We start from the raw sequence: 18,143 nt of genomic DNA on the forward strand, positions 1-18,143 counted from the left end.
GCGCGCCCCCGCCCGAAGCGATCACACCCACCGGCATGGGCCACGTCGTCCGCTGGGCGGACCTCTACGACATGCGGTTCGCCGAAGGCCCGCTCCCCGGCGCCGACGGGCTACCCAATGCTTCGTCGACGACGACAGTGTGGGCGCGCGACAATGCACAACGCCCCATCGACTATCCGGCGCTGGCCGCCCTGAGCGACGTGTTCTATCCACGGGTCTTCCTGCGCCGCGGTGCGGTCATTCCGGCCGGGACCATCTCGTTGACGACCTATTTCCTTGCCGATCGGCGCCAGCTCGACGTGGTGGGCGGTGACTTCGTCCTGGCCACCGCCCACGCCCACCGCTTCTCCGGCGGCTACTTCGACCAGAGCGCCCAGGTATGGACCCGGGGCGGTGTCCTGCTGGCCACCACCCATCAGATCGTTTACTTCAAAGGTTGACGGGTTACAGTTTCGGCGTGAAATGTCACGCTTGGCAGAAGCGCTGGCCGACCAGGATCGAGCCGCGATGACGGAGCAGACCACCGGCGCCGGCGCCACCGCGCTGCTGGCCATCGAGGCGATCAAGCAGCTCAAGGCCCGCTACTGTCGGTACCTCGACGCCAAGGACTGGGCGGCGTGGCGGTCCCTGTTCACCGATGATTTCCTCAGCGACACGTCCAAGGCCGGCGGCAAGCTGATTCGCGGCGCCGACGATTTCGTGGCGTTCACCCGCAGGGGCATCGGACGCCCAACACAGGCGACCGCCCACCAGGTGCACGCGCCCGAGATCGAACTGACGTCGGCGACGACGGCGCGCGGCGTGTGGGCCCTGCAAGACGTGGTCCGCTTCGGTCCGGGGGTGACCCTGGTCGGCTACGGCCACTACCACGAGACCTACGAGAACGTCGCCGGACACTGGCTCATCAAGAGCTCTACGCTGACCCGGCTGCGCGAGGACATCGTCACCCCGGTGTTCTCGGTTTACATTTCCCCTCGGATCCGGCGGGTAGCTGGCAAGCTCGCCGGGCGGATGATCGAGCGGTAGGCATCGATGACTGTTGGCACGATTTTGATCACCGGCGCGTTCGGCCAGGTCGGCAAGCGATGCGCGCAGCTCCTGCTCGAGCGGGGGCGCACCGTCGTGGGGATGGATCTCCGCACCGAGAAAACCCTTGCGGTGCAAGCAGAATTGTGCGCCGGTGAACACGCCGACGCGCTGATTCCGGCCTACGTCGACCTGTTGGACGCCGAGGCGGTGCGCGATCTGGTCGCGACCCACCGGCCCGAGGCGATCATTCACCTCGCCGCCATCGTGTCGCCGCCGTCGTACCGCAATCCCGGGCTGGCGCGACGCGTCAACGTGGGCGGTACGGAAAACCTGCTGGCCGCGGCCGCGGCGCTGCCCCGTCCCCCGCTGTTCCTGATGGCGTCCAGCGCGGCGGTCTACGGATCGCGCAACCCCTACCGCCACCCGGAGCGGATCACGCCGGACACGCCGGTGCAGCCCATCGATCAGTACGGCCAGGACAAGGTGCTTGCCGAGGCGGCGATCCGGGCGAGCGGCCTGCCGTACGCGCTGTACCGATTGGGCGGGATTATCTCGCCGGATACGCAGGCCGACATCAACGGTGACTACCTGACCCTGATGCGTTCGATGCCTGGCGACAACCGCATGCATGCGGTGGATGCCCGCGACGTGGCGTTGGCGTTCGCCAACGGCGTGGATCGTGAGGCGACGATCGCGGGCAAGGTCCTGCTCATCGGCGGCAACGAAACCTATGTGCTGTTGCAGCGCGACCTCGAGGACGACCTGATGACGGCTGCCGGCCTGGGCCCGCTCGGACCGTCGGCGAGCCTGCCCGGAGACCCCGGCGACGACCGCGGCTGGAGCTTCACCGGCTGGTACGACACCACCGAAGCGCAGGCGCTGCTCGACTTCCAAGAGCACGATTGGCCCCAGACCCTGTCCTGGATCGCCGAATCGCAGGGCCGCCAACGCATCGTGTTGCGGGCCCTCGGCCCGATGCTGCGGCCGCTGGTGCGCGGCGCACTCAAGCTGCAGCGCCGGGCCGAGCGGCGCGGCCCGTACGCCGACCCGTGGGCCCTGATCGAGAAGAAGTACGGCTCCGCGGCGCTGGCCGCCACGGACACAAGCGCCTAGCTTGCGAAGAAGACCGCGGCCTTGCGGATCGAGTCCTCGACGGGTTCCGGTTTCCACCCGAGCTCGCGTTCGGCCTTGCCGTGGTCGAGGGGCGACATCAGCTCCGCCATGCGCATTCCGGCGTAGGCGAAGGGAAGGTCGCGGCGCAGCAGACGCGCCAGCGCGTCGTTGACCCGCGCACCGGCGCGCAGTGTGGCCATCGGGATGCCGATCCGCGGTGGCCGGCGGCCCACCGCGGTGGCCGCGATCTCGTGCAGCTGTCGGATGCTCATGTACTTGTCGGAGATGATGTAGCGCTCGCCGTTGCGGCCGCGCTCCGCGGCCAAAAGCATTGCCGTGGCGGCGTCCTCGATGCCCACGACTTCCGACGAGTAACCGAAATAGAACGGGAAGCGTCCCTTGGCGACAAGTGCGAGCAAGGACCCGTGCGGAGTCGGCGCCCAATCGCCGGGACCGTAGGTGGTGGATATGCACATCGCCACGCCGGGCAGGCCCTTGTCCCGCGCGTACGACAACAACACGTTTTCGCCGGCCACCCGCGCTTCGATGTAGGCGCCGCCCTGATCCCAGTTGTGCGGGTCGTCCTCGGTGACCGGACGGGTATCGCTGATCGCCAAAGAGCCTGCGGTGCTGGTGTAGACGAATTTGGTGAGGTCGGCGTCCAGGGCGGCGTCGAGGACGTGCCGCAGCCCTTCGACGTTGGTCCGGAACAACGGGGCCGGGTCCCGCAGCCACATCCGCGCATCGACGACGCAGTAGTAGACGACGTCACACCCGCTCATGGCGGCGCGCAGCGCGTCGTCGTCAAAGATGTCCCCGTAGCAGCGTTCGACGGCCAGGTCGTCGATTCCCTTGGTCGAACTGCTGCGCCGCAACATGACTCGCACGTCGGCACCCGTCGCGACCAGCTGGCGCGTGACGTGGGATCCCAGGAAACCGCTGGCGCCGATCACCAGCTCCTTGCGGGCCCCCACTAGCGGTCGATCCATCCCATTTGCGCGGCGGCGTGGTGGCCGCCGACGGGCGGGGTGAGGCGGTCCAGCCTCGCCAGTTGGTCGGGGCTGAGCTCGACGGTGTCGGCGGCGACGTTTTCCTCGAGCCTCGACACCCGCTTGGTTCCCGGAATCGGCACGATGTCAGGCCCTTTCGCCAGCAGCCAGGCCAATGCCACCTGAGCCGGGGTGGCGCCCACGTCGGCGGCGATGTCACGCACCTCGTCGGCGCACCGGAGATTGTGCTCGAAGTTCTCGTCGAAGAAGCGCGGGTTGGTCTTGCGGTAGTCGGTGTCGGGAAGCTCGCCGGTGGAGCGGATCGCGCCGGTGAGGAAGCCGCGGCCCAGCGGCGAGTAGGGGACGAATCCGATGCCCAGCTCGCGCAACACGTCGAGGACGCCATCCTCGGGGTCCCGGGTCCACAGCGAGTATTCGGATTGCACGGCGCTGATGGGGTGCACGGCGTGGGCGCGGCGAATGGTGTTGACGCCGACCTCGGAAAGACCTATGTGCCGGATCTTTCCGGCGGCGACTAGCTCGGCCAGCGCCCCGATCGTGTCTTCGATCGGTGTGCCTCGGTCGAGGCGGTGTTGGTAATACAGGTCGATGTGGTCGGTCGCCAGCCTCCGCAGTGACCCGTCCACGGCAATGCGGATGTTGGCCGGGCTGCTGTCGAGCCCGTCGCGGCCGGTGTGGGAGACGAGGCCGAACTTGGTCGCCAGCACCACCTGATCTCGCCGGCCGGCAACGGCCCGGGCGAGGAGTTCTTCGTTGACGTAGGGACCGTAGACCTCGGCGGTGTCGATCAGCGTGACCCCGAGGTCGATCGCGCGGTGGACGGTCCGGATCGCTTCGGCGTCGTCGGTTCCGGCGCCGGCATAGGCGACGGACATGCCCATCGCGCCCAGACCGAGGCGTCCGACTTCAAGTTCGGCGAGATGAGCCCGTTTCATGGGCCCATTGTGCGCTGAGCAACCACGGGCCGCGGGACGGGTACCGTTGCGCTCGTGCACGACACCGCGCGACCGGTCCGCAATTTGGCCGTCGACTTCTATCGCGCGTCGGGCGTGGTCCTCATCGTGCTGGGTCACTGGCTGGCCGGTTCGGTGACCTACCACGACGGATCTTTCGGTCGCCAGAACCCGCTCGTCGACCTGCCGTGGACCCAGTGGCTGACCTGGCCGTTTCAGGCGGTGCCGACGTTCTTTCTGGTCGCCGGCTATGCCAGTGCGTTGTCCTGGAAGCATCGGCACGAGGCCGACGGCGTGTCCCGTCAGACCTGGCTCCGGAATCGGCTGGCCCGGGTGCTGGGACCGACCGCCGTGTACGTCGGGCTGGTGTCGATCGTCGTGGTGATGCTGGGCGTCGCGCACGTGGCGGGTTCGGTGCTTGCATACGCGGGTTGGGCGGTGGCCATGCATCTGTGGTTCCTGGCCGTCTATGTGATCGTGGTGTCATTGACACCGATTGCGATTGCCGCACAACACCGTTGGGGACTCCTGGTGCCGGCGGCGCTGGCGGCGGCCGTCGTGGCGGTGGACGCCCTCGCGATCGGTCTCCACCTGCACCGCCTCGGCTGGATCAACTACCTGCTGTGCTGGGGGACGTTCTACCAGCTCGGAATCGCCTGGCGCGCGGGCCTGTTGACCGGCAGAAGAACCGCAGTGCTCGCGGTCTGCTCGGCGATCGCGCTCGCGCTGCTGATCGGGCTGGGACCCTACCCGGTCAGCATGATCGGCGTTCCCGGGCAGACCATCGACAACACGACGCCGCCCAATGCGGCGCTGCTGGCCTTCGGATGCGCTCAGGCCGGACTGGTCATGACGCTCGCGCCGGCGCTGAACCGCGCGCTGCGCTCGGGTCCGGTGAAGCGGGCACTGGTCGTCGCGAACGACAACGTGATGGCGCTCTACCTCTGGCACATGATTCCGGTTGTGATCGTCGCGGTCGTCGCCTACCCGGCCGGCCTGTTGCCGCAGCCGCCGGAGGGCACCGGGGCGTGGTGGCTGGCCCGGTTGGAGTGGGTGCTGGTCCTGAGCGTGGTGACCGCGTTCGAGCTGGGGTTGCTGTATTGGGGGCGGCGCTTCTTCGCCGCCCCGCTGCCCATGCCCGGCGTGCCCCTCACGGATCGTTGGGGTGAAGTCTGCATGCTGGCCGGAGTCGCACTGGCCGCCGCCGGCTTGCATTTCGTCGCCTACCTGGGCTTTGCGCCGGACGGGCGTTTCCCATGGCTGATTGCGGCGGTCTTTGCCCTGGGGGTGCTGCTGGCCGCGCTTCGCCCCACCAGGGTCGGCCGGCGGTCGCCCGACCCGGCACGCGCGAGCGGGTGAATTATTTGAGTCTTCCCTGAAACCGTTGCCGACCGACTTACGACCCGTTTGACAGGGGCCGTAATGCCCTGGTCGGGAGCGGTATATGGGAGGAGACTTCCGGTAGGTTCGGCGCCATTTCACACGTCCGGGCCAGACGGAGACAACGTCGCCAAGGGAGTACACCGATGTTAAACAGCCTAAAGCTCCACAACAACGAGGTCGCCCAGCAGCGTGCGCAGGACACCGAGCTCCTCAAGGACTCGGGTGTGCACAAGCTTGTCGTCACAGATCGCGACGGCAACTGTCTGGCTTTCGTATTGGCCTGGGACAGCTTTGAATACGACGCTGAGACCGACACTTATGTATGCGTTGCGGACGGCGATGGCAGGGAGCTCATGACCGTGTACGCCGCCGGCGACATCAAATCCGCGCCCGGTGCGAACATGTACGTGATCACCGCACCGGACAGCTCCCAGGGTGCGGGGCATCTCAGGCCCTGCTGACCTCCCGCGCATACCGGGCAGCTCTGACCTCGAGCCTTCTCACGCCGCGGCCTCCCGGGCGCGTTTGGCGTAGCGAGCTGCGCTCGCGCGCCCCTGCACGATCCATCACAGGCGCAGCATTCCGTGGCGCCGGGCGCATGACCCCTGGATGCGAACGGACACGGCCGCGCGCCCGACGATTTGCGGGACGGGTTTCGGTGGGCCGCGGGTTATGATAGACCGTTCGTACGGTTAGTCCACGCCGAAGGGTCGAGTTCAAGATGCCCAGATCGCCTGGAAGACGCGGCGAAATTCTCGACGCTTTTGTCCGCTACGTCGCCGAACGTGGCTACGACAGAACGAATATCGGCGATATCGCCGACGAACTCGGGATGTCCAAGGGCACCATCGTCCATCATTTCGGGACCAAAGTGCAGATGTTGCGTGAGCTCGAAGAAACACACCTGGCCCGCCAGCTCGATGTGCTGCGGATGGTGTGGGAACGACTGGCCGCGCCGCACGAACGCATCGCCGCGATCATTTATGCCTCCGCACTGCTGCAGGTGACCGAACGCGATGCGACCGTGGCAAGCCAGCGCGAGGTAGTGCAGTTGTCCGATGACCCGGCCATGCAGCAAGTGCGCAAGTTGCGGCATCAATTGCAAACGCTGGCGATTGACGAGATCCGGAACGGCATCGAGATCGGCGTCTTCCGCACGGTGGACGTCGAACTGGCGGCGCTGCAGCTGTGGGGATCGCTGGAGTGGATGTGGGTGTGGTTCCATCCCGCGGATTCGCGGACACCGGAACAAGTCGGTGCGGCCTTCGTCGACGTGTTCCTCGGCGGCCTGCTGCTCGACCGATTGGGGCTCAGCAGGTGGGCTAACCCGGCCGCGGACGTCGTTGCGGTGGTGCGCGACAGCCTCGCCGCGGCAGGTGCCACCGCAGATTGACCGCATAGCGACGGAATAGCGTGCGCCGGACGGCAATTGCCGTCACGCGAACGCGCGCACGCCCCGTGGGCGGCGACAGCCATTTCAAAGGCGATTCGTCGCGGACCGCCGACGACCGCGTTTATTGACTGACCGTACGGTCTAATGCCATAGTTGCTGGGTGGGGCAAGCGAACACGACATGCAGCGTGGAGGCAGAGACCGCCGGCCGGCGTCGGGAGCGAAGTGATGCGCTGCAATGCGCCGCACGTCCAGAGTCGTTGCGCCGTAGGTCGCCGCGATCCGCGCGGGCTTCGAAATACTTTCTACAGCAACATTTTTCGCGAAGTATGAGCTGGGCTCTCATCCCCCGTCGGGATTGCCGACGCCCATGACTACCTCCAACGCGATTGGCAGCAAAGCACTCCAGAGGATCCGGCCGGGAACCGAAGTGGCCGGCGGGTTCTTCCGCATGTGCGTGCTGACCGGTAAAGCCCTGCGACAGCCGTTCGAATGGCGTGAATTCATCTGGACCGGCTGGTTCCTCATGCGGGTCTCGCTGCTGCCCACCATTGCGGTGTCCATCCCGGAAACCGTGCTGCTCATCTTCACGCTCAACCTCCTGCTGGCCGAGATCGGCGCCGCCGACGTCTCCGGTGCCGGTGCCGCGATCGGCGCGGTCACCCAGCTCGGCCCGATCGTGACGGTGCTCGTGGTTGCCGGAGCCGGGGGCACCGCGATCTGCGCCGACCTCGGCGCGCGCACCATCCGCGAGGAAATCGACGCACTGGAGGTGCTCGGCATCGACCCGATCCACCGGCTGGTGGTCCCCCGCGTCGTCGCCTCGACGATCGTCGCGGTCCTGCTCAACGGCCTGGTTGTCGCCGTCGGCCTGGGGGGCGGCTACCTGTTCAGCGTCTACCTGCAGAACGTCTCGAGCGGTGCGTATCTGTCCACATTGACGGCGCTGACCGGCCTGCCCGAGGTGGTGATCGCGTTCATCAAAGCCGCGACCTTCGGGCTGATCGCCGGTCTGGTCGGGTGTTACCGCGGGCTGATCGTCCATGGTGGGTCCAAAGGTCTCGGCACGGCCGTCAACGAGACGGTGGTGCTCTGCTTCATCGCGCTGTTCGCGGTCAATGCGGCGCTGACCACCATCGGTGTCCGGTTTGGGACGGGGCGCTGACGTGGCCGCGACTTCAGTAGCGACACCAGCTCGTGTCCACTTTCCGCGGGCCACCCTCATCCGATACGGGGAAGCCCCGGTCCGGGGACTGGTCGAGCTCGGGCAGATGGTCTGGTTCGCAATGGCCGCCGTCGGGCAGATCCCCTTCGCCCTGCACCGCTACCGCAAAGAGCTGCTGCGGATGGTCGCCCAGATGGGGATGGGCAGCGGCGCGATGGCTGTCGTCGGCGGGACCGCCGCCATCGTCGGCTTCATCACCCTGTCCGCGGGCTCACTGGTCGCCATCCAGGGCTACGCGACGCTGGGCAACATCGGCGTCGAGGCCTTCACCGGATTTCTGGCCGCGCTGGTCAACGTCCGGTTTGTGGCGCCCGTGGCCGCCGGTCAGGCGCTGGCCGCCACGGTGGGCGCCGGCGCCACCGCCGAACTGGGGGCCATGCGCATCAGCGAGGAGATCGACGCCTTGGAGGTGATGAGCATCCGGTCGGTCGCCTACCTGGCGTCCACCCGGGTGGTGGCGGGACTCATCGTCATCATCCCGCTGTACGGGCTGGCGATCACCCTGGCCTTCGTGTCCCAACAGGTCACCACGGTTTTCTTCTACGGGCAGTCCGCCGGCACGTACAACCACTACTTCCACACCTTCCTGCGCCTCAACGACGTGGGCTGGTCGTTCGCGGAGGTGATCCTCGTTGCGGTGGTCGTGATGACCACCCACTGCTACTACGGCTACAACGCCAGTGGCGGGCCGGTCGGCGTCGGCGAAGCGGTCGGCCGGTCGATGCGGCTGTCGTTGATCACGATCGTCGTCGTGGTGGTGCTGACGGCGATGGCGGTCTACGGAAAAAGCCCGAACTTCAACCTCACCGTGTAGCCGCCAATGACAGCCCCGGCCCCGATATCCAAGGAGAACCCGCCGCGTATCCCGCCGTACAAGACGGCCGCCGCGGTGTTCTTGGTGGTCGCCTTGGTGGTGTTGGCGTTGGTGTGGCTGCAGTTCCGGGGCGAGCTCACGCCGAAGACGCCCTTGACGATGATCGCTCCCCGGTCAGGTTTGGTGATGGATCCGGGGTCGAAGGTCACCTACAACGGGGTGGAAATCGGTCGGGTGGCCAACATTTCGGAGATTCAGCGTGATGGCACACCCGCGGCCCAGTTCGTCTTGGACGTCACTCCCAAATACATCAACCTGATTCCGGCCAATGTGGAGGCCAATATCAAGGCCACCACGGTGTTCGGCAACAAGTACGTGGCGTTGACCTCACCGAAAAACCCAACGCCACAACGCATCACACCACAGCATGTGATCGACGCGAGGTCGGTGACGACGGAGTTCAACACCTTGTTTGGAACGATCACCTCGATCGCGGAGAAGGTGGACCCGGTCAAGGTGAACTTGACGCTGGCCGCGGCCGCGCAGGCATTGGCCGGTTTGGGCGACAAGTTCGGGCAGTCGATCGTCAACGCCAACGCCATCCTCGACGACATCAATCCGCAGATGCCGCAGCTCCGACACGACATTGCGCGGCTGGCGGCCCTGGGCGACACCTACACCAAAGCAGCACCGGACCTGTTGGACTCCCTCAACAACGCCGTGATCACGGCGCGCACGCTGCACCGGCAGGAAGCCGACCTCGATGCCGCGCTGTTGGCCGCGGCCGGGTTGGGTAACACGGGGGAAGACATCTTCCGGCGCGGCGGCCCCTACCTGCAGCGGGGAACCGCCGATCTGGTTCCCACCGCCCAACTGCTCGACACCTATAGCCCCGAAATCTTCTGCACCATCCGCAATTACTACGACGAAGAACCCGCGGCCTACGCGACGACGGGCGGCGGTAACGGTTATGCGCTGAGAACCATGACCGAGCTGACGTCGGGATTGGGCGGCATCCTGTCGCTGCCGGGGCTGGCCGGCACGGTGGCCACGATGGGCCTGCTCGGCCTGGCCGGACTGGTGGGCGGGGCGCCGAATCCCTATGTGTTTCCGGACAACCTGCCGCGCGTGAACGCTCGCGGCGGGCCGGGCGGCGCGCCGGGTTGCTGGCAGGGCATCACCCACGACCTGTGGCCGGCGCCCGAATTGGTCGTGGACACCGGCGCCAGTCTGGCGCCGTACAACCACCTGGACACCGGCTCGCCGTACGCCATCGAGTACGTGTGGGGCCGCCAAGTAGGGGACAACACGATCAACCCATGAAGCTCACCGGCTCCGCTATCAAACTCGGCATCGTCTCGCTGGTGCTGCTGCTCATCACCGTGTCGATCGTCGTCGTGTTCGCTCAGATGCGCTTCAACAGCACCAACAGCTATTCCGCCGAGTTCAACAATGCCAGCGGGCTGAAAAACGGCCAGTTCGTTCGCGCCTCCGGGGTGGAGGTCGGCAAGGTCAAGGCGGTGCAACTGGTCGACGGGGGCCGGAAGGCGGTGGTGAAGTTCGACGTCGACCGCTCGATAACGCTCTATCAGTCGACGACCGCGCAGATCCGCTATCTCAACCTGTTCGCCGACCGCTACCTGGAACTCAAACGCGGCGAGGGCGAAGGCACCGACCGGGTCCTGCCGCCGGGTGGCTTCATCCCGATGTCTCGCACCTCGCCGGCGCTGGATCTCGACGCCCTGATCGGTGGTTTCAAGCCGCTGTTCCGGGCGCTGGATCCGGAGAAGGTCAACACCATCGCGTCGGCGCTCATCACCGTGTTTCAAGGTCAGGGCGGCACCATCAACGACATCCTCGACCAGACCGCGCAACTGACCGCGCACATCGCCGAACGCGACCAGGCGATCGGCGAGGTGGTCAAGAACCTGAACATCGTGCTAGACACCACGGTTCGGCATCGCAAGGAATTCGACCAGACCGTCGACAACTTCGAGAAATTGATCATCGGACTGCAAAACCACGCCGACCCGTTGGCCGCCGGCACCGCGCACATCAGCAATGCCGCGGGAACGGTGGCCGACCTGCTGGCGGACAACCGCGCCCTGCTGCACAAGGCGATCAACTACCTGCAGGCCCTCCAGCAGCCGCTCGTCGATCAAAAGGATCAACTCAGCGATCTGATCCACAAGACGCCGACCGCGCTCAACCTGATCGGGCGCAGCATCGGGCTCTACGGAGACTGGGTGAACTTCTACCTCTGCGACCTCACGATCAAGTGGAACGGGCTGCAGGCCGGCGGCCCGGTCCGCACGGTCCGGATCTGGCAACAGCCCACCGGTAGGTGCACGCCGCAATGAGAACCCTGACGGAATTCAACCGCAGCCGTGTCGGGCTGATGGGAATCACCGTGCTGGTGATCGCGGTCGTCGTCGGCCAAAGCTTCACCAGCGTCCCGATGCTGTTTGCCACTCCGAGCTACTACGGGCAGTTCACCGACACCGGCCAACTCAACAAGGGCGACAAGGTGCGCATCTCCGGCGTGAACGTCGGCAAGGTGGAGGGGCTTGACATCGACGGCGACCACGTCCTCATCAAGTTTTCCATCGGCCCCAACACCATCGGCACCGAAAGTCGGCTCGCGATCAAGACCGATACCATCCTGGGCAAGAAGGTGCTCGAGATCGAGCCGCGGGGAACCCAGACGTTGCGGCCGAGGGGCATTTTGCCACTGGGCCAAAGCACCACCCCGTATCAGCTCTACGACGCGAACTTCGACATCACCAAGGCCGCCGCGGGCTGGGACATCGACACCGTCAAGCGTTCGCTGAACGTCTTGTCGCAGACCGTCGACCAGACCTACCCGCACCTGAGCGCCACCCTCGACGGGGTGGCCAAATTCTCCGACACCATCGGCAAACGCGACGAGCAGATCAAACACCTGCTCGCCCAGGCCCATCAGGTTGCCAGCGTGCTCGGTGACCGCAGCGAACAGATCAACCGGCTCTTGGTCAACGCGAAGACGTTGCTGGCCGCGTTCAACGAACGCGCGCGCGCCATTTCCGCTCTGCTGCAGAACATCTCCGCCTTCTCGGCCCAGGTGCAGGGGTTCATCAACGACAACCCGAACCTCAATCCGGTGCTGGAGCAGTTACGCACCATCAGCGACGTGCTGGTGGCGCGCAAAGACGACCTGGCTCAAACCCTCACGTACGTAAGCAAATTCGCCGCGTCGCTCGGTGAATCCGTCGCGTCGGGACCCTACTTCAAGATCGTCCTTTCCAACCTGCTGCCGTACTGGATCCTGCAGCCGTTCGTCGACGCCGCCTTCAAGAAGCGCGGTCTCGACCCGGAGGACTTCTGGCGCAGCGCCGGGCTGCCCGAGTTCCGCTGGCCCGACCCCAACGGGACCCGGTTCCCCAACGGTGCGCCGCCGCCCGCTCCCCCGGTGCTGGAAGGCACGCCGGATCACCCCGGTCCGGCCGTCCCGCCGGGCACGGCGTGTTCGTACACCCCGCCCCCCGGCGCGGCGCCCCGGCCGTGGAACCCGTTGCCGTGCGCGGGCATAGACATCGGCCCGTTCGGCGGCAGCTTCCCGGCGCCGATCGACGTCCAGGCGTCCCCGCCGAACCCGAACGGCCTACCACTTACCCCCGGGATCGCGATCGCCGGGCGGCCGGGCGCACCGCCCCCGGAGGTGCCGGGCACACCGGTGCCGCTGCCCACGCAGGCGCCACCCGGCGCGCGCACCGAGAACCTGCAACCACCCGGCCCTGTCCCACCGCCGTCGGCATTCGCGCCTGGGCTGCCACCGGGGCCACCCGCGCCGCCGGGGCCCGGCCAGCAGCTGCCGGCACCGTTCATCAACCCCGGCGGCACGGGAGGTAGCGGCGCAGCGGGAGGTAGCCAGAATTGAGCACCGCCTTTAGTTTTCGCGGCCTGCGGTCCCGGCGAGTCATCGGGGCGGTGATCGTGGCGCTGGCCCTGCTCGCGGGGTTCGTCGGGTTGCGGCTGTACGACGAATTCAGCACCAACACCGTGGTCGCCTACTTCCCTTCGGCGAACGCGCTCTATGCCGGGGACAAGGTCCAGATCATGGGCGTTCGCGTGGGTTCGGTCGACAAGATCGAGCCGGCCGGCGACAAGATGAAGGTGACGTTTCACTACGACAACAAGTACAAGGTCCCCGCCAACGCGTCCGCCGTGATCGTGAACCCAACCCTGGTGGCGTCGCGCAACATTCAGTTGGAGCCGCCCTACAGAGGTGGTCCGGTGATGGCCGACAACGCGGTGATTCCCATCGAGCGCACGCAGGTGCCGACGGAGTGGGACCAACTGCGCGAAAGCGTCGCCAACGTCATCGACAAACTCGGACCGACTCCCGAGCAGCCGAAGGGCCCGTTCGGTGAGGCCATCGAGTCGTTCGCGGACGGGCTGGCCGGCAAAGGCGAGCAGATCAACACCACGCTGAACAGCCTGTCGCAGGCGTTGACCGCGCTCAACGAGGGTCGCGGCGACTTCTTCGCGGTGGTGCGCAGCCTGGCGCAGTTCGTCAACGCCCTGCACAAAGACGACCGGCAGTTCGTCGCGCTGAACACCAACCTGGCCCAGTTCACCGACGAATTGACGGGGTCCGACCATGACCTCGCCAATGCGCTACAGCAGTTCGACAGCCTGCTGTCCACCCTGCGCCCGTTCCTGGACAAGAACCGGGAGGTGTTCGCGCACGACGTCGACAACCTCGCCAACCTGACCACCACGTTGGTCCAACCCGATCCGCTGAACGGTTTGGAGACCGCGCTGCACGTGCTGCCGACGCTGGAGACGAACCTCAGCCAGATTTACCACCCGGCGCACGGCGCGGTCATGTCCATTCCGGCGATCCCGAACTTCGCGAATCCAATGCAGTTCGTCTGCAGCATGATTCAAGCGGGCAGCCGGCTCGGGTACCAAGACTCGGCCGAATTGTGTGCCCAGTACCTCGCGCCGGTTCTCGACTCGATCAAGTTCAACTACCTGCCGTTCGGACTGAACCTGTTTACCCCCGCCGAGACGCTGCCGAAGGAAGTCGCCTACTCCGAGCCCCGGCTGCAGCCGCCGAACGGGTACAAGGACACCACCGTGCCCGGGATCTGGGTGCCCGACACTCCGTTGTCCCATCGCAATACCCAGCCCGGCTGGGTCGTCGCGCCGGGCATGCAGGGCACCCAGGTGGGACCGATCACGGGCGGCCTGTTGACCCCCGACTCGCTGGCCGAATTGATGGGCGGCCCGGACACCGCACCCCCGCCGTCGGGGCTCCAGACGCCGCCGGGGCCGCCGAACGCCTACGACGAGAACCCGGTGTTGCCGCCGATCGGCGTGCAGGCCCCGCAGGTGCCGATCCCGCCGCCGCCCCCGGCGCCGGGCGTGGTCCCCGGGCCCGTCGCCCCGACTCCCGCGCAGTCGGCCGCCTCGACGGGAGCCGGATCATGATGCGCGCCTTGGTCATTCGGTTCCGGTACCGGGCGCGGCAGGGACTGGTGCTCCTGGCTGCCGTCGTGACACTGACATCGTGCGCGAAGTGGCACGGGATCGCGAACGTGCCGATGCCCGGCGGCCCGGGCAGCGGGCCCGGCAACTACACGGTCTACGTGCAGATACCCGACACGCTGGCCCTGAACGACAACAGCCGGGTGCGGGTGGCCGACGTGTTCGTCGGCACCGTGCGCGCGATCAGCCTGAAGAACTGGATAGCGACGGTGACGCTACGTCTGGACAAGGGCGTCAAGTTACCCAGGAACGCGACCGCCAAAATCGGGCAGACCAGCCTGCTGGGATCTCAACACATCGAGCTGGCCGCGCCCCCCAATCCGTCCCCGCAGCCGCTGAGGGACGGCGACACCATCCCGCTGAGCAACGCGTCGGCTTATCCCACGACGGAGCAGACGCTGGCCAGCCTCGCCATGATCTTGCGCGGGGGCGGCATCCCCAACCTCGAAGTGCTGCAGAACGAGGTCTACAACATCGTCAACGGGCGGGCCGACCAGATCCGCGCCTTCCTCGGCAAACTGGACACCTTCACCGCCAGACTCGACGAGCAGCGCACCGACATCACCCGGGCCATCGACTCCACCAACCGGCTGTTGGCGTACGTGGGCCCCCGCTCGGACGTTCTGGATCGGGTCCTCACCGAATTTCCGCCGCTGCTCAAGCATTTCGCCGACAAGCAAAGCCTGCTGATCAACGCCGTTGACGCAACGGGACGGCTCAGCCAGGTAGCGGACCAATACCTGTCCGCCTCGCGGAGCGACCTCCACGAAAACCTGCTGGCGCTGCAGTGCCCGTTGCGGGAACTCGGCCGTTCCGCGCCATATCTGATCCGGGCACTCAAGCTGATCCTCGTCCGGCCGTTCGACATCGACGCCGTGCCGAAGGCGTTCCGCGGCGACTACTTCAACCTGTCGCTGACGCTCGACCTGACCATGAGCTCCGTCGACAACGCGATCCTCACCGGGACGGGATTCTCCGGAGCGCTGCGCGCGCTCGAGCAGTCGTGGGGTCGCGACCCCGAAACGATGATCCCCGACGTCCGGTACACGCCGAACCCCAACGACGCCCCCGGTGGCCCGCTGGTGGAAAGGGCGGATCGGCAATGCTGACCCCCTTCATCAAGCGTCAGCTGATCATGTTCGCCATCCTGTCCGCGGTCACGGCGGTGGTGCTGGGCGGCTACTACCTGCAAATTCCCACTGCGGCCGGGATCGGCCAGTACACGCTCAACGCGGACCTGCCCGCATCGGGCGGCCTGTACGAGACGGCGAACGTGGCTTATCGCGGTGAAACCATCGGCAAGGTCACGGCGGTCGACCCGACCGAGACGGGCGCGCGAGTGACCATGCGCATCGCCGACCGCTACAAGATCCCGATTGACGCGTCGGCCAACGTGCATTCGGTGTCGGCGGTCGGCGAGCAGTATCTGGACCTGGTGTCGAACGGGAACCCGGGCAAGTACTTCGCGCCCGGACAGACCATCACCCGCGGCACCGTGCCCACCGAGATCGGGCCGGCGGTGGATGCCGCCAACCGCGGGCTGGCCGCGCTGCCCAAGGAGAAGATCTCCGCGCTGCTCGACGAAACAGCCCAAGCTGTAGGTGGATTGGGCCCCGCCTTGCAGCGCCTGGTCGATGCGACGCAGGCGATCGCCGGCGACTTCAAGACCAACATCTCCGACATCAACGACATCATCCAAAATTCCGGGCCGATCATCGACAGCCAGGTCGAGTCGGGTGACTCGATTCAGAGCTGGTCCCATAACCTCGACGTCCTGGCCGCGCAGAGCGCGGGAAACGACCAGCACCTGCGCAGCATCCTGACGCAGGGCGCGCCGACCGCCGATCAGGTAAACGCGGTGTTCGGCGACGTCCGCGAATCGCTGCCGCAGACGCTGGCCAATCTCGAGATCGTGCTGGACTTGCTCAAGCGCTACCACAAAGGCGTCGAGCAACTGCTGGTCGCCTACCCGCAGGGCGCCTCGGAAGGCCAGACGGTGACGACGCCCTTCCCGGGCTACGCGTCGCTCGGCACCTCGCTGACGATCAACCAGCCGCCGCCGTGTCTGACCGGTTTTCTCCCGGCAGCCGAGTGGCGGTCTCCGGCGGATACCAGCCTGGTGCCGATGCCGTCCGGAACCTATTGCAAGATCCCGCAAGACGCTCCGGCCAACGCCGTGCGCGGGGCACGCAACCTGCCGTGTGTCGACGTCCCCGGCAAACGTGCCGCGACGCCCCGGGAGTGCCGCGACCCCAACCCGTACGTTCCGGCGGGCACCAACCCGTGGTACGGCGACCCCAACCAGATCCTGACCTGCCCGGCCCCCGCCGCGCGCTGCGACCAACCAGTGAAACCGGGCCAGGTGATACAGGCGCCGTCGGTCAACAACGGGCTCAACCCGGCGCCTTCCGACCGGGTCGCGGGCACACCGCCTCCCGTCAGCGATGTGTTGCAGCGGCCGGGATCGGGGACGGTCCAGTGCAATGGGCAGCAGCCCAACCCCTGCGTCTACACGCCGGGCGGCCCTCCCGCCGCCGTTTACAACCCCCAGAGCGGCGCGCTGGTCGGGCCCGACGGCGTCAAGTACGCGGTCGAAAATTCGACCAAAACAGGCGACGACGGGTGGAAGGACATGCTGACGCCGACGCGCTGATTAGCGTCGTGTTCAATCCCGTTGATCTACAGCGCTTTTCACAACCTTCCCGGCCCTCGACGATGCGAGCCTTGCGGCCCCTCGGGCGATCCCGGCCGGCCGCCCCGCACGCCCGCCCAAAGTTTGACACTGACCGCACGTACAGTCATATACTTGAATGATCGGGTGTCCCGCCGCGGCCGCCGGTGACCTAGCCAGATCGGAGTGACATGCCGGAAGTGATTGGCCTTGGCCAACTCCGGAGCGACGCGTGTACGTATCTCGAGCGGGTTGCCGCCGGGGAGCCGATCGATGTGGTCCGGCGCGGCAAGCTGGTGGCGCGCATTGTGCCCGTCGGCGACTGGCGGGTGGCCCCGATCCCGGCGCGATCCGTCAAAGTTTCCGCGGCGGAGTCCGGTGGCTGGGTCGGGCTCGAGGAACTGCGAACGCGCGCCGGGCGCTGCTTCGACCGGGTGGCGGCCGGCGAGACGATCTATGTCGTGCGTGGCGGCAGGTTACTGGCGCGGATCGTGTCGGCCGGTGACCCGATGATGACCCCGCGACCGGCCAACGCCGGGCGGCGAATCGAGCTCGATGAGCTGCGAAAGCGCGCGGGGCGCTATTTCGACAAGGTCGCGGCCGGGCAGACGATCGAGGTCATCCGCGGCGGCAAGCTGGTTGCGCACATCGTGGCGGCCGGCGGGAACGACGCCCGCAAAGGGGCCTGACGGCCCAGTCACCACCGCGGCCGTGAGCCGCGGCCGGCCCTGACGACGCCGCGCCGTTTCGCGCGATTGATGTGGGTAGGCTACCCTAAGCAATACATAGGAGGGCTTACTTACCGTGCCGCTGAGGTTCCCGTTTCATCCCCACGCCGATCCATCCCGCCGCGCCTGGCTGGCGTGCCCGAATTGCGGCTGGGGCCGCAACAGGTGCTCCGAATGCCGCAGTCGCCGCAACTGCGGCGCGCACTGGCAGTACTTGCTCAGCAATCGCGCGACGCTGGTCAAATTGCAGTGCCCGGGCTGCGCGAACGTGTGGTCGACCGACACGCGACACC

18 protein-coding genes are annotated in these 18,143 nt (G+C 66.7%); 15 read left to right on the forward strand and 3 right to left on the reverse strand.

Annotated features, from left to right (window positions below; all coding sequences use genetic code 11):
• The 3 genes from A5787_RS17950 to A5787_RS17960 form a co-directional block, all read left to right on the forward strand.
• Positions 1 to 440 (forward strand): acyl-CoA thioesterase II (locus tag A5787_RS17950; RefSeq protein ID WP_197507237.1); only part of this gene is annotated, 440 nt, incomplete at its 5' end.
• A gap of 67 nt (positions 441 to 507) precedes the next feature.
• On the forward strand, positions 508 to 1,026 hold the full coding sequence (locus A5787_RS17955; protein WP_066969461.1) for a nuclear transport factor 2 family protein: 519 nt from the start codon (positions 508 to 510) through the stop codon (positions 1,024 to 1,026).
• Positions 1,027 to 1,032: 6 nt separating this feature from the next.
• Entirely contained in the window at positions 1,033 to 2,142 is a 1,110-nt protein-coding gene (locus tag A5787_RS17960; protein ID WP_066969381.1) for an NAD(P)-dependent oxidoreductase, read from the forward strand.
• On the opposite strand, the gene A5787_RS17965 is transcribed toward A5787_RS17960, so the two are convergent.
• Complete coding sequence (locus A5787_RS17965) at positions 2,139 to 3,131, reverse strand: NAD-dependent epimerase/dehydratase family protein (protein WP_066969383.1); 993 nt, start codon at positions 3,129 to 3,131, stop codon at positions 2,139 to 2,141. The genes A5787_RS17960 and A5787_RS17965 overlap by 4 nt on opposite strands.
• Positions 3,116 to 4,087, reverse strand: coding sequence for an aldo/keto reductase (locus A5787_RS17970; RefSeq protein ID WP_066969385.1), 972 nt, complete (start codon positions 4,085 to 4,087; stop codon positions 3,116 to 3,118). Before A5787_RS17970 ends, A5787_RS17965 begins: the two co-directional genes overlap by 16 nt.
• Positions 4,088 to 4,141: 54 nt before the next feature.
• Between A5787_RS17970 and A5787_RS17975 the strand changes: the two genes are divergently transcribed.
• The 12 genes from A5787_RS17975 to A5787_RS18030 all read left to right on the forward strand — a co-directional run bounded on the left by A5787_RS17975 (position 4,142) and on the right by A5787_RS18030 (position 17,811).
• The gene (locus A5787_RS17975) at positions 4,142 to 5,464 is read left to right on the forward strand and encodes an acyltransferase (RefSeq protein ID WP_066969392.1); all 1,323 of its coding nucleotides are present in this window, start codon (positions 4,142 to 4,144) and stop codon (positions 5,462 to 5,464) included.
• A gap of 167 nt (positions 5,465 to 5,631) precedes the next feature.
• A complete protein-coding gene (locus A5787_RS17980) occupies positions 5,632 to 5,949 on the forward strand; it encodes a hypothetical protein (protein WP_066969394.1) in 318 nt (105 codons plus the stop codon).
• Positions 5,950 to 6,209: 260 nt separating this feature from the next.
• Entirely contained in the window at positions 6,210 to 6,881 is a 672-nt protein-coding gene (locus tag A5787_RS17985; RefSeq protein WP_066969396.1) for a TetR/AcrR family transcriptional regulator, read from the forward strand.
• Between the two features lie 450 nt (positions 6,882 to 7,331).
• The gene (locus tag A5787_RS17990; protein WP_369829138.1) at positions 7,332 to 8,045 is read left to right on the forward strand and encodes an MlaE family ABC transporter permease; all 714 of its coding nucleotides are present in this window, start codon (positions 7,332 to 7,334) and stop codon (positions 8,043 to 8,045) included.
• A 106-nt stretch (positions 8,046 to 8,151) separates the two neighbouring features.
• Positions 8,152 to 8,919 (forward strand): ABC transporter permease, encoded by a 768-nt coding sequence (locus tag A5787_RS17995; RefSeq protein ID WP_369829136.1) that lies wholly within the window; start codon positions 8,152 to 8,154, stop codon positions 8,917 to 8,919.
• Between the two features lie 6 nt (positions 8,920 to 8,925).
• Positions 8,926 to 10,242 carry an MCE family protein gene (locus tag A5787_RS18000; protein ID WP_066969402.1) on the forward strand — a complete coding sequence of 439 codons (1,317 nt, stop codon included), beginning with the start codon at positions 8,926 to 8,928 and terminating at the stop codon, positions 10,240 to 10,242.
• Positions 10,239 to 11,279, forward strand: coding sequence for a virulence factor Mce family protein (locus A5787_RS18005; RefSeq protein ID WP_066969404.1), 1,041 nt, complete (start codon positions 10,239 to 10,241; stop codon positions 11,277 to 11,279). Before A5787_RS18000 ends, A5787_RS18005 begins: the two co-directional genes overlap by 4 nt.
• On the forward strand, positions 11,276 to 12,835 hold the full coding sequence (locus A5787_RS18010) for a virulence factor Mce family protein (RefSeq protein WP_066969406.1): 1,560 nt from the start codon (positions 11,276 to 11,278) through the stop codon (positions 12,833 to 12,835). Before A5787_RS18005 ends, A5787_RS18010 begins: the two co-directional genes overlap by 4 nt.
• Entirely contained in the window at positions 12,832 to 14,394 is a 1,563-nt protein-coding gene (locus A5787_RS18015; RefSeq protein ID WP_066969408.1) for a virulence factor Mce family protein, read from the forward strand. Before A5787_RS18010 ends, A5787_RS18015 begins: the two co-directional genes overlap by 4 nt.
• Entirely contained in the window at positions 14,391 to 15,560 is a 1,170-nt protein-coding gene (locus A5787_RS18020) for a virulence factor Mce family protein (RefSeq protein WP_369829137.1), read from the forward strand. The genes A5787_RS18015 and A5787_RS18020 overlap by 4 nt, the downstream gene beginning before the upstream one ends.
• Entirely contained in the window at positions 15,554 to 17,104 is a 1,551-nt protein-coding gene (locus tag A5787_RS18025) for an MlaD family protein (RefSeq protein ID WP_066969410.1), read from the forward strand. The genes A5787_RS18020 and A5787_RS18025 overlap by 7 nt, the downstream gene beginning before the upstream one ends.
• Before the next feature lie 209 nt (positions 17,105 to 17,313).
• On the forward strand, positions 17,314 to 17,811 hold the full coding sequence (locus tag A5787_RS18030) for a type II toxin-antitoxin system Phd/YefM family antitoxin (RefSeq protein WP_082977295.1): 498 nt from the start codon (positions 17,314 to 17,316) through the stop codon (positions 17,809 to 17,811).
• A gap of 135 nt (positions 17,812 to 17,946) precedes the next feature.
• Here the strand turns inward: A5787_RS18030 and A5787_RS27415 are convergent, their stop codons facing one another.
• Positions 17,947 to 18,135 carry a hypothetical protein gene (locus tag A5787_RS27415; protein WP_066969414.1) on the reverse strand — a complete coding sequence of 63 codons (189 nt, stop codon included), beginning with the start codon at positions 18,133 to 18,135 and terminating at the stop codon, positions 17,947 to 17,949.
• Positions 18,136 to 18,143 lie beyond the last annotated feature (8 nt).

The organism is Mycobacterium sp. 852002-50816_SCH5313054-b (assembly GCF_001667185.1).
Lineage (GTDB): Bacteria > Actinomycetota > Actinomycetes > Mycobacteriales > Mycobacteriaceae > Mycobacterium.

What these genes read in the sequence shown, in the direction of transcription:
- A5787_RS17955 (WP_066969461.1), top strand. Translation starts at nt 508, where the DNA reads ATGACGGAGCAGACCACCGGCGCCGGCGCCACCGCGCTGCTGGCCATC.
- A5787_RS17960 (WP_066969381.1), top strand. Translation starts at nt 1,033, where the DNA reads ATGACTGTTGGCACGATTTTGATCACCGGCGCGTTCGGCCAGGTCGGC.
- A5787_RS17965 (WP_066969383.1), bottom strand. Translation starts at nt 3,131, where the DNA reads ATGGATCGACCGCTAGTGGGGGCCCGCAAGGAGCTGGTGATCGGCGCC.
- A5787_RS17970 (WP_066969385.1), bottom strand. Translation starts at nt 4,087, where the DNA reads ATGAAACGGGCTCATCTCGCCGAACTTGAAGTCGGACGCCTCGGTCTG.
- A5787_RS17980 (WP_066969394.1), top strand. Translation starts at nt 5,632, where the DNA reads ATGTTAAACAGCCTAAAGCTCCACAACAACGAGGTCGCCCAGCAGCGT.
- A5787_RS17985 (WP_066969396.1), top strand. Translation starts at nt 6,210, where the DNA reads ATGCCCAGATCGCCTGGAAGACGCGGCGAAATTCTCGACGCTTTTGTC.
- A5787_RS17990 (WP_369829138.1), top strand. Translation starts at nt 7,332, where the DNA reads ATGTGCGTGCTGACCGGTAAAGCCCTGCGACAGCCGTTCGAATGGCGT.
- A5787_RS17995 (WP_369829136.1), top strand. Translation starts at nt 8,152, where the DNA reads ATGGTCTGGTTCGCAATGGCCGCCGTCGGGCAGATCCCCTTCGCCCTG.
- A5787_RS18000 (WP_066969402.1), top strand. Translation starts at nt 8,926, where the DNA reads ATGACAGCCCCGGCCCCGATATCCAAGGAGAACCCGCCGCGTATCCCG.
- A5787_RS18005 (WP_066969404.1), top strand. Translation starts at nt 10,239, where the DNA reads ATGAAGCTCACCGGCTCCGCTATCAAACTCGGCATCGTCTCGCTGGTG.
- A5787_RS18010 (WP_066969406.1), top strand. Translation starts at nt 11,276, where the DNA reads ATGAGAACCCTGACGGAATTCAACCGCAGCCGTGTCGGGCTGATGGGA.
- A5787_RS18020 (WP_369829137.1), top strand. Translation starts at nt 14,391, where the DNA reads ATGATGCGCGCCTTGGTCATTCGGTTCCGGTACCGGGCGCGGCAGGGA.
- A5787_RS18025 (WP_066969410.1), top strand. Translation starts at nt 15,554, where the DNA reads ATGCTGACCCCCTTCATCAAGCGTCAGCTGATCATGTTCGCCATCCTG.
- A5787_RS18030 (WP_082977295.1), top strand. Translation starts at nt 17,314, where the DNA reads ATGCCGGAAGTGATTGGCCTTGGCCAACTCCGGAGCGACGCGTGTACG.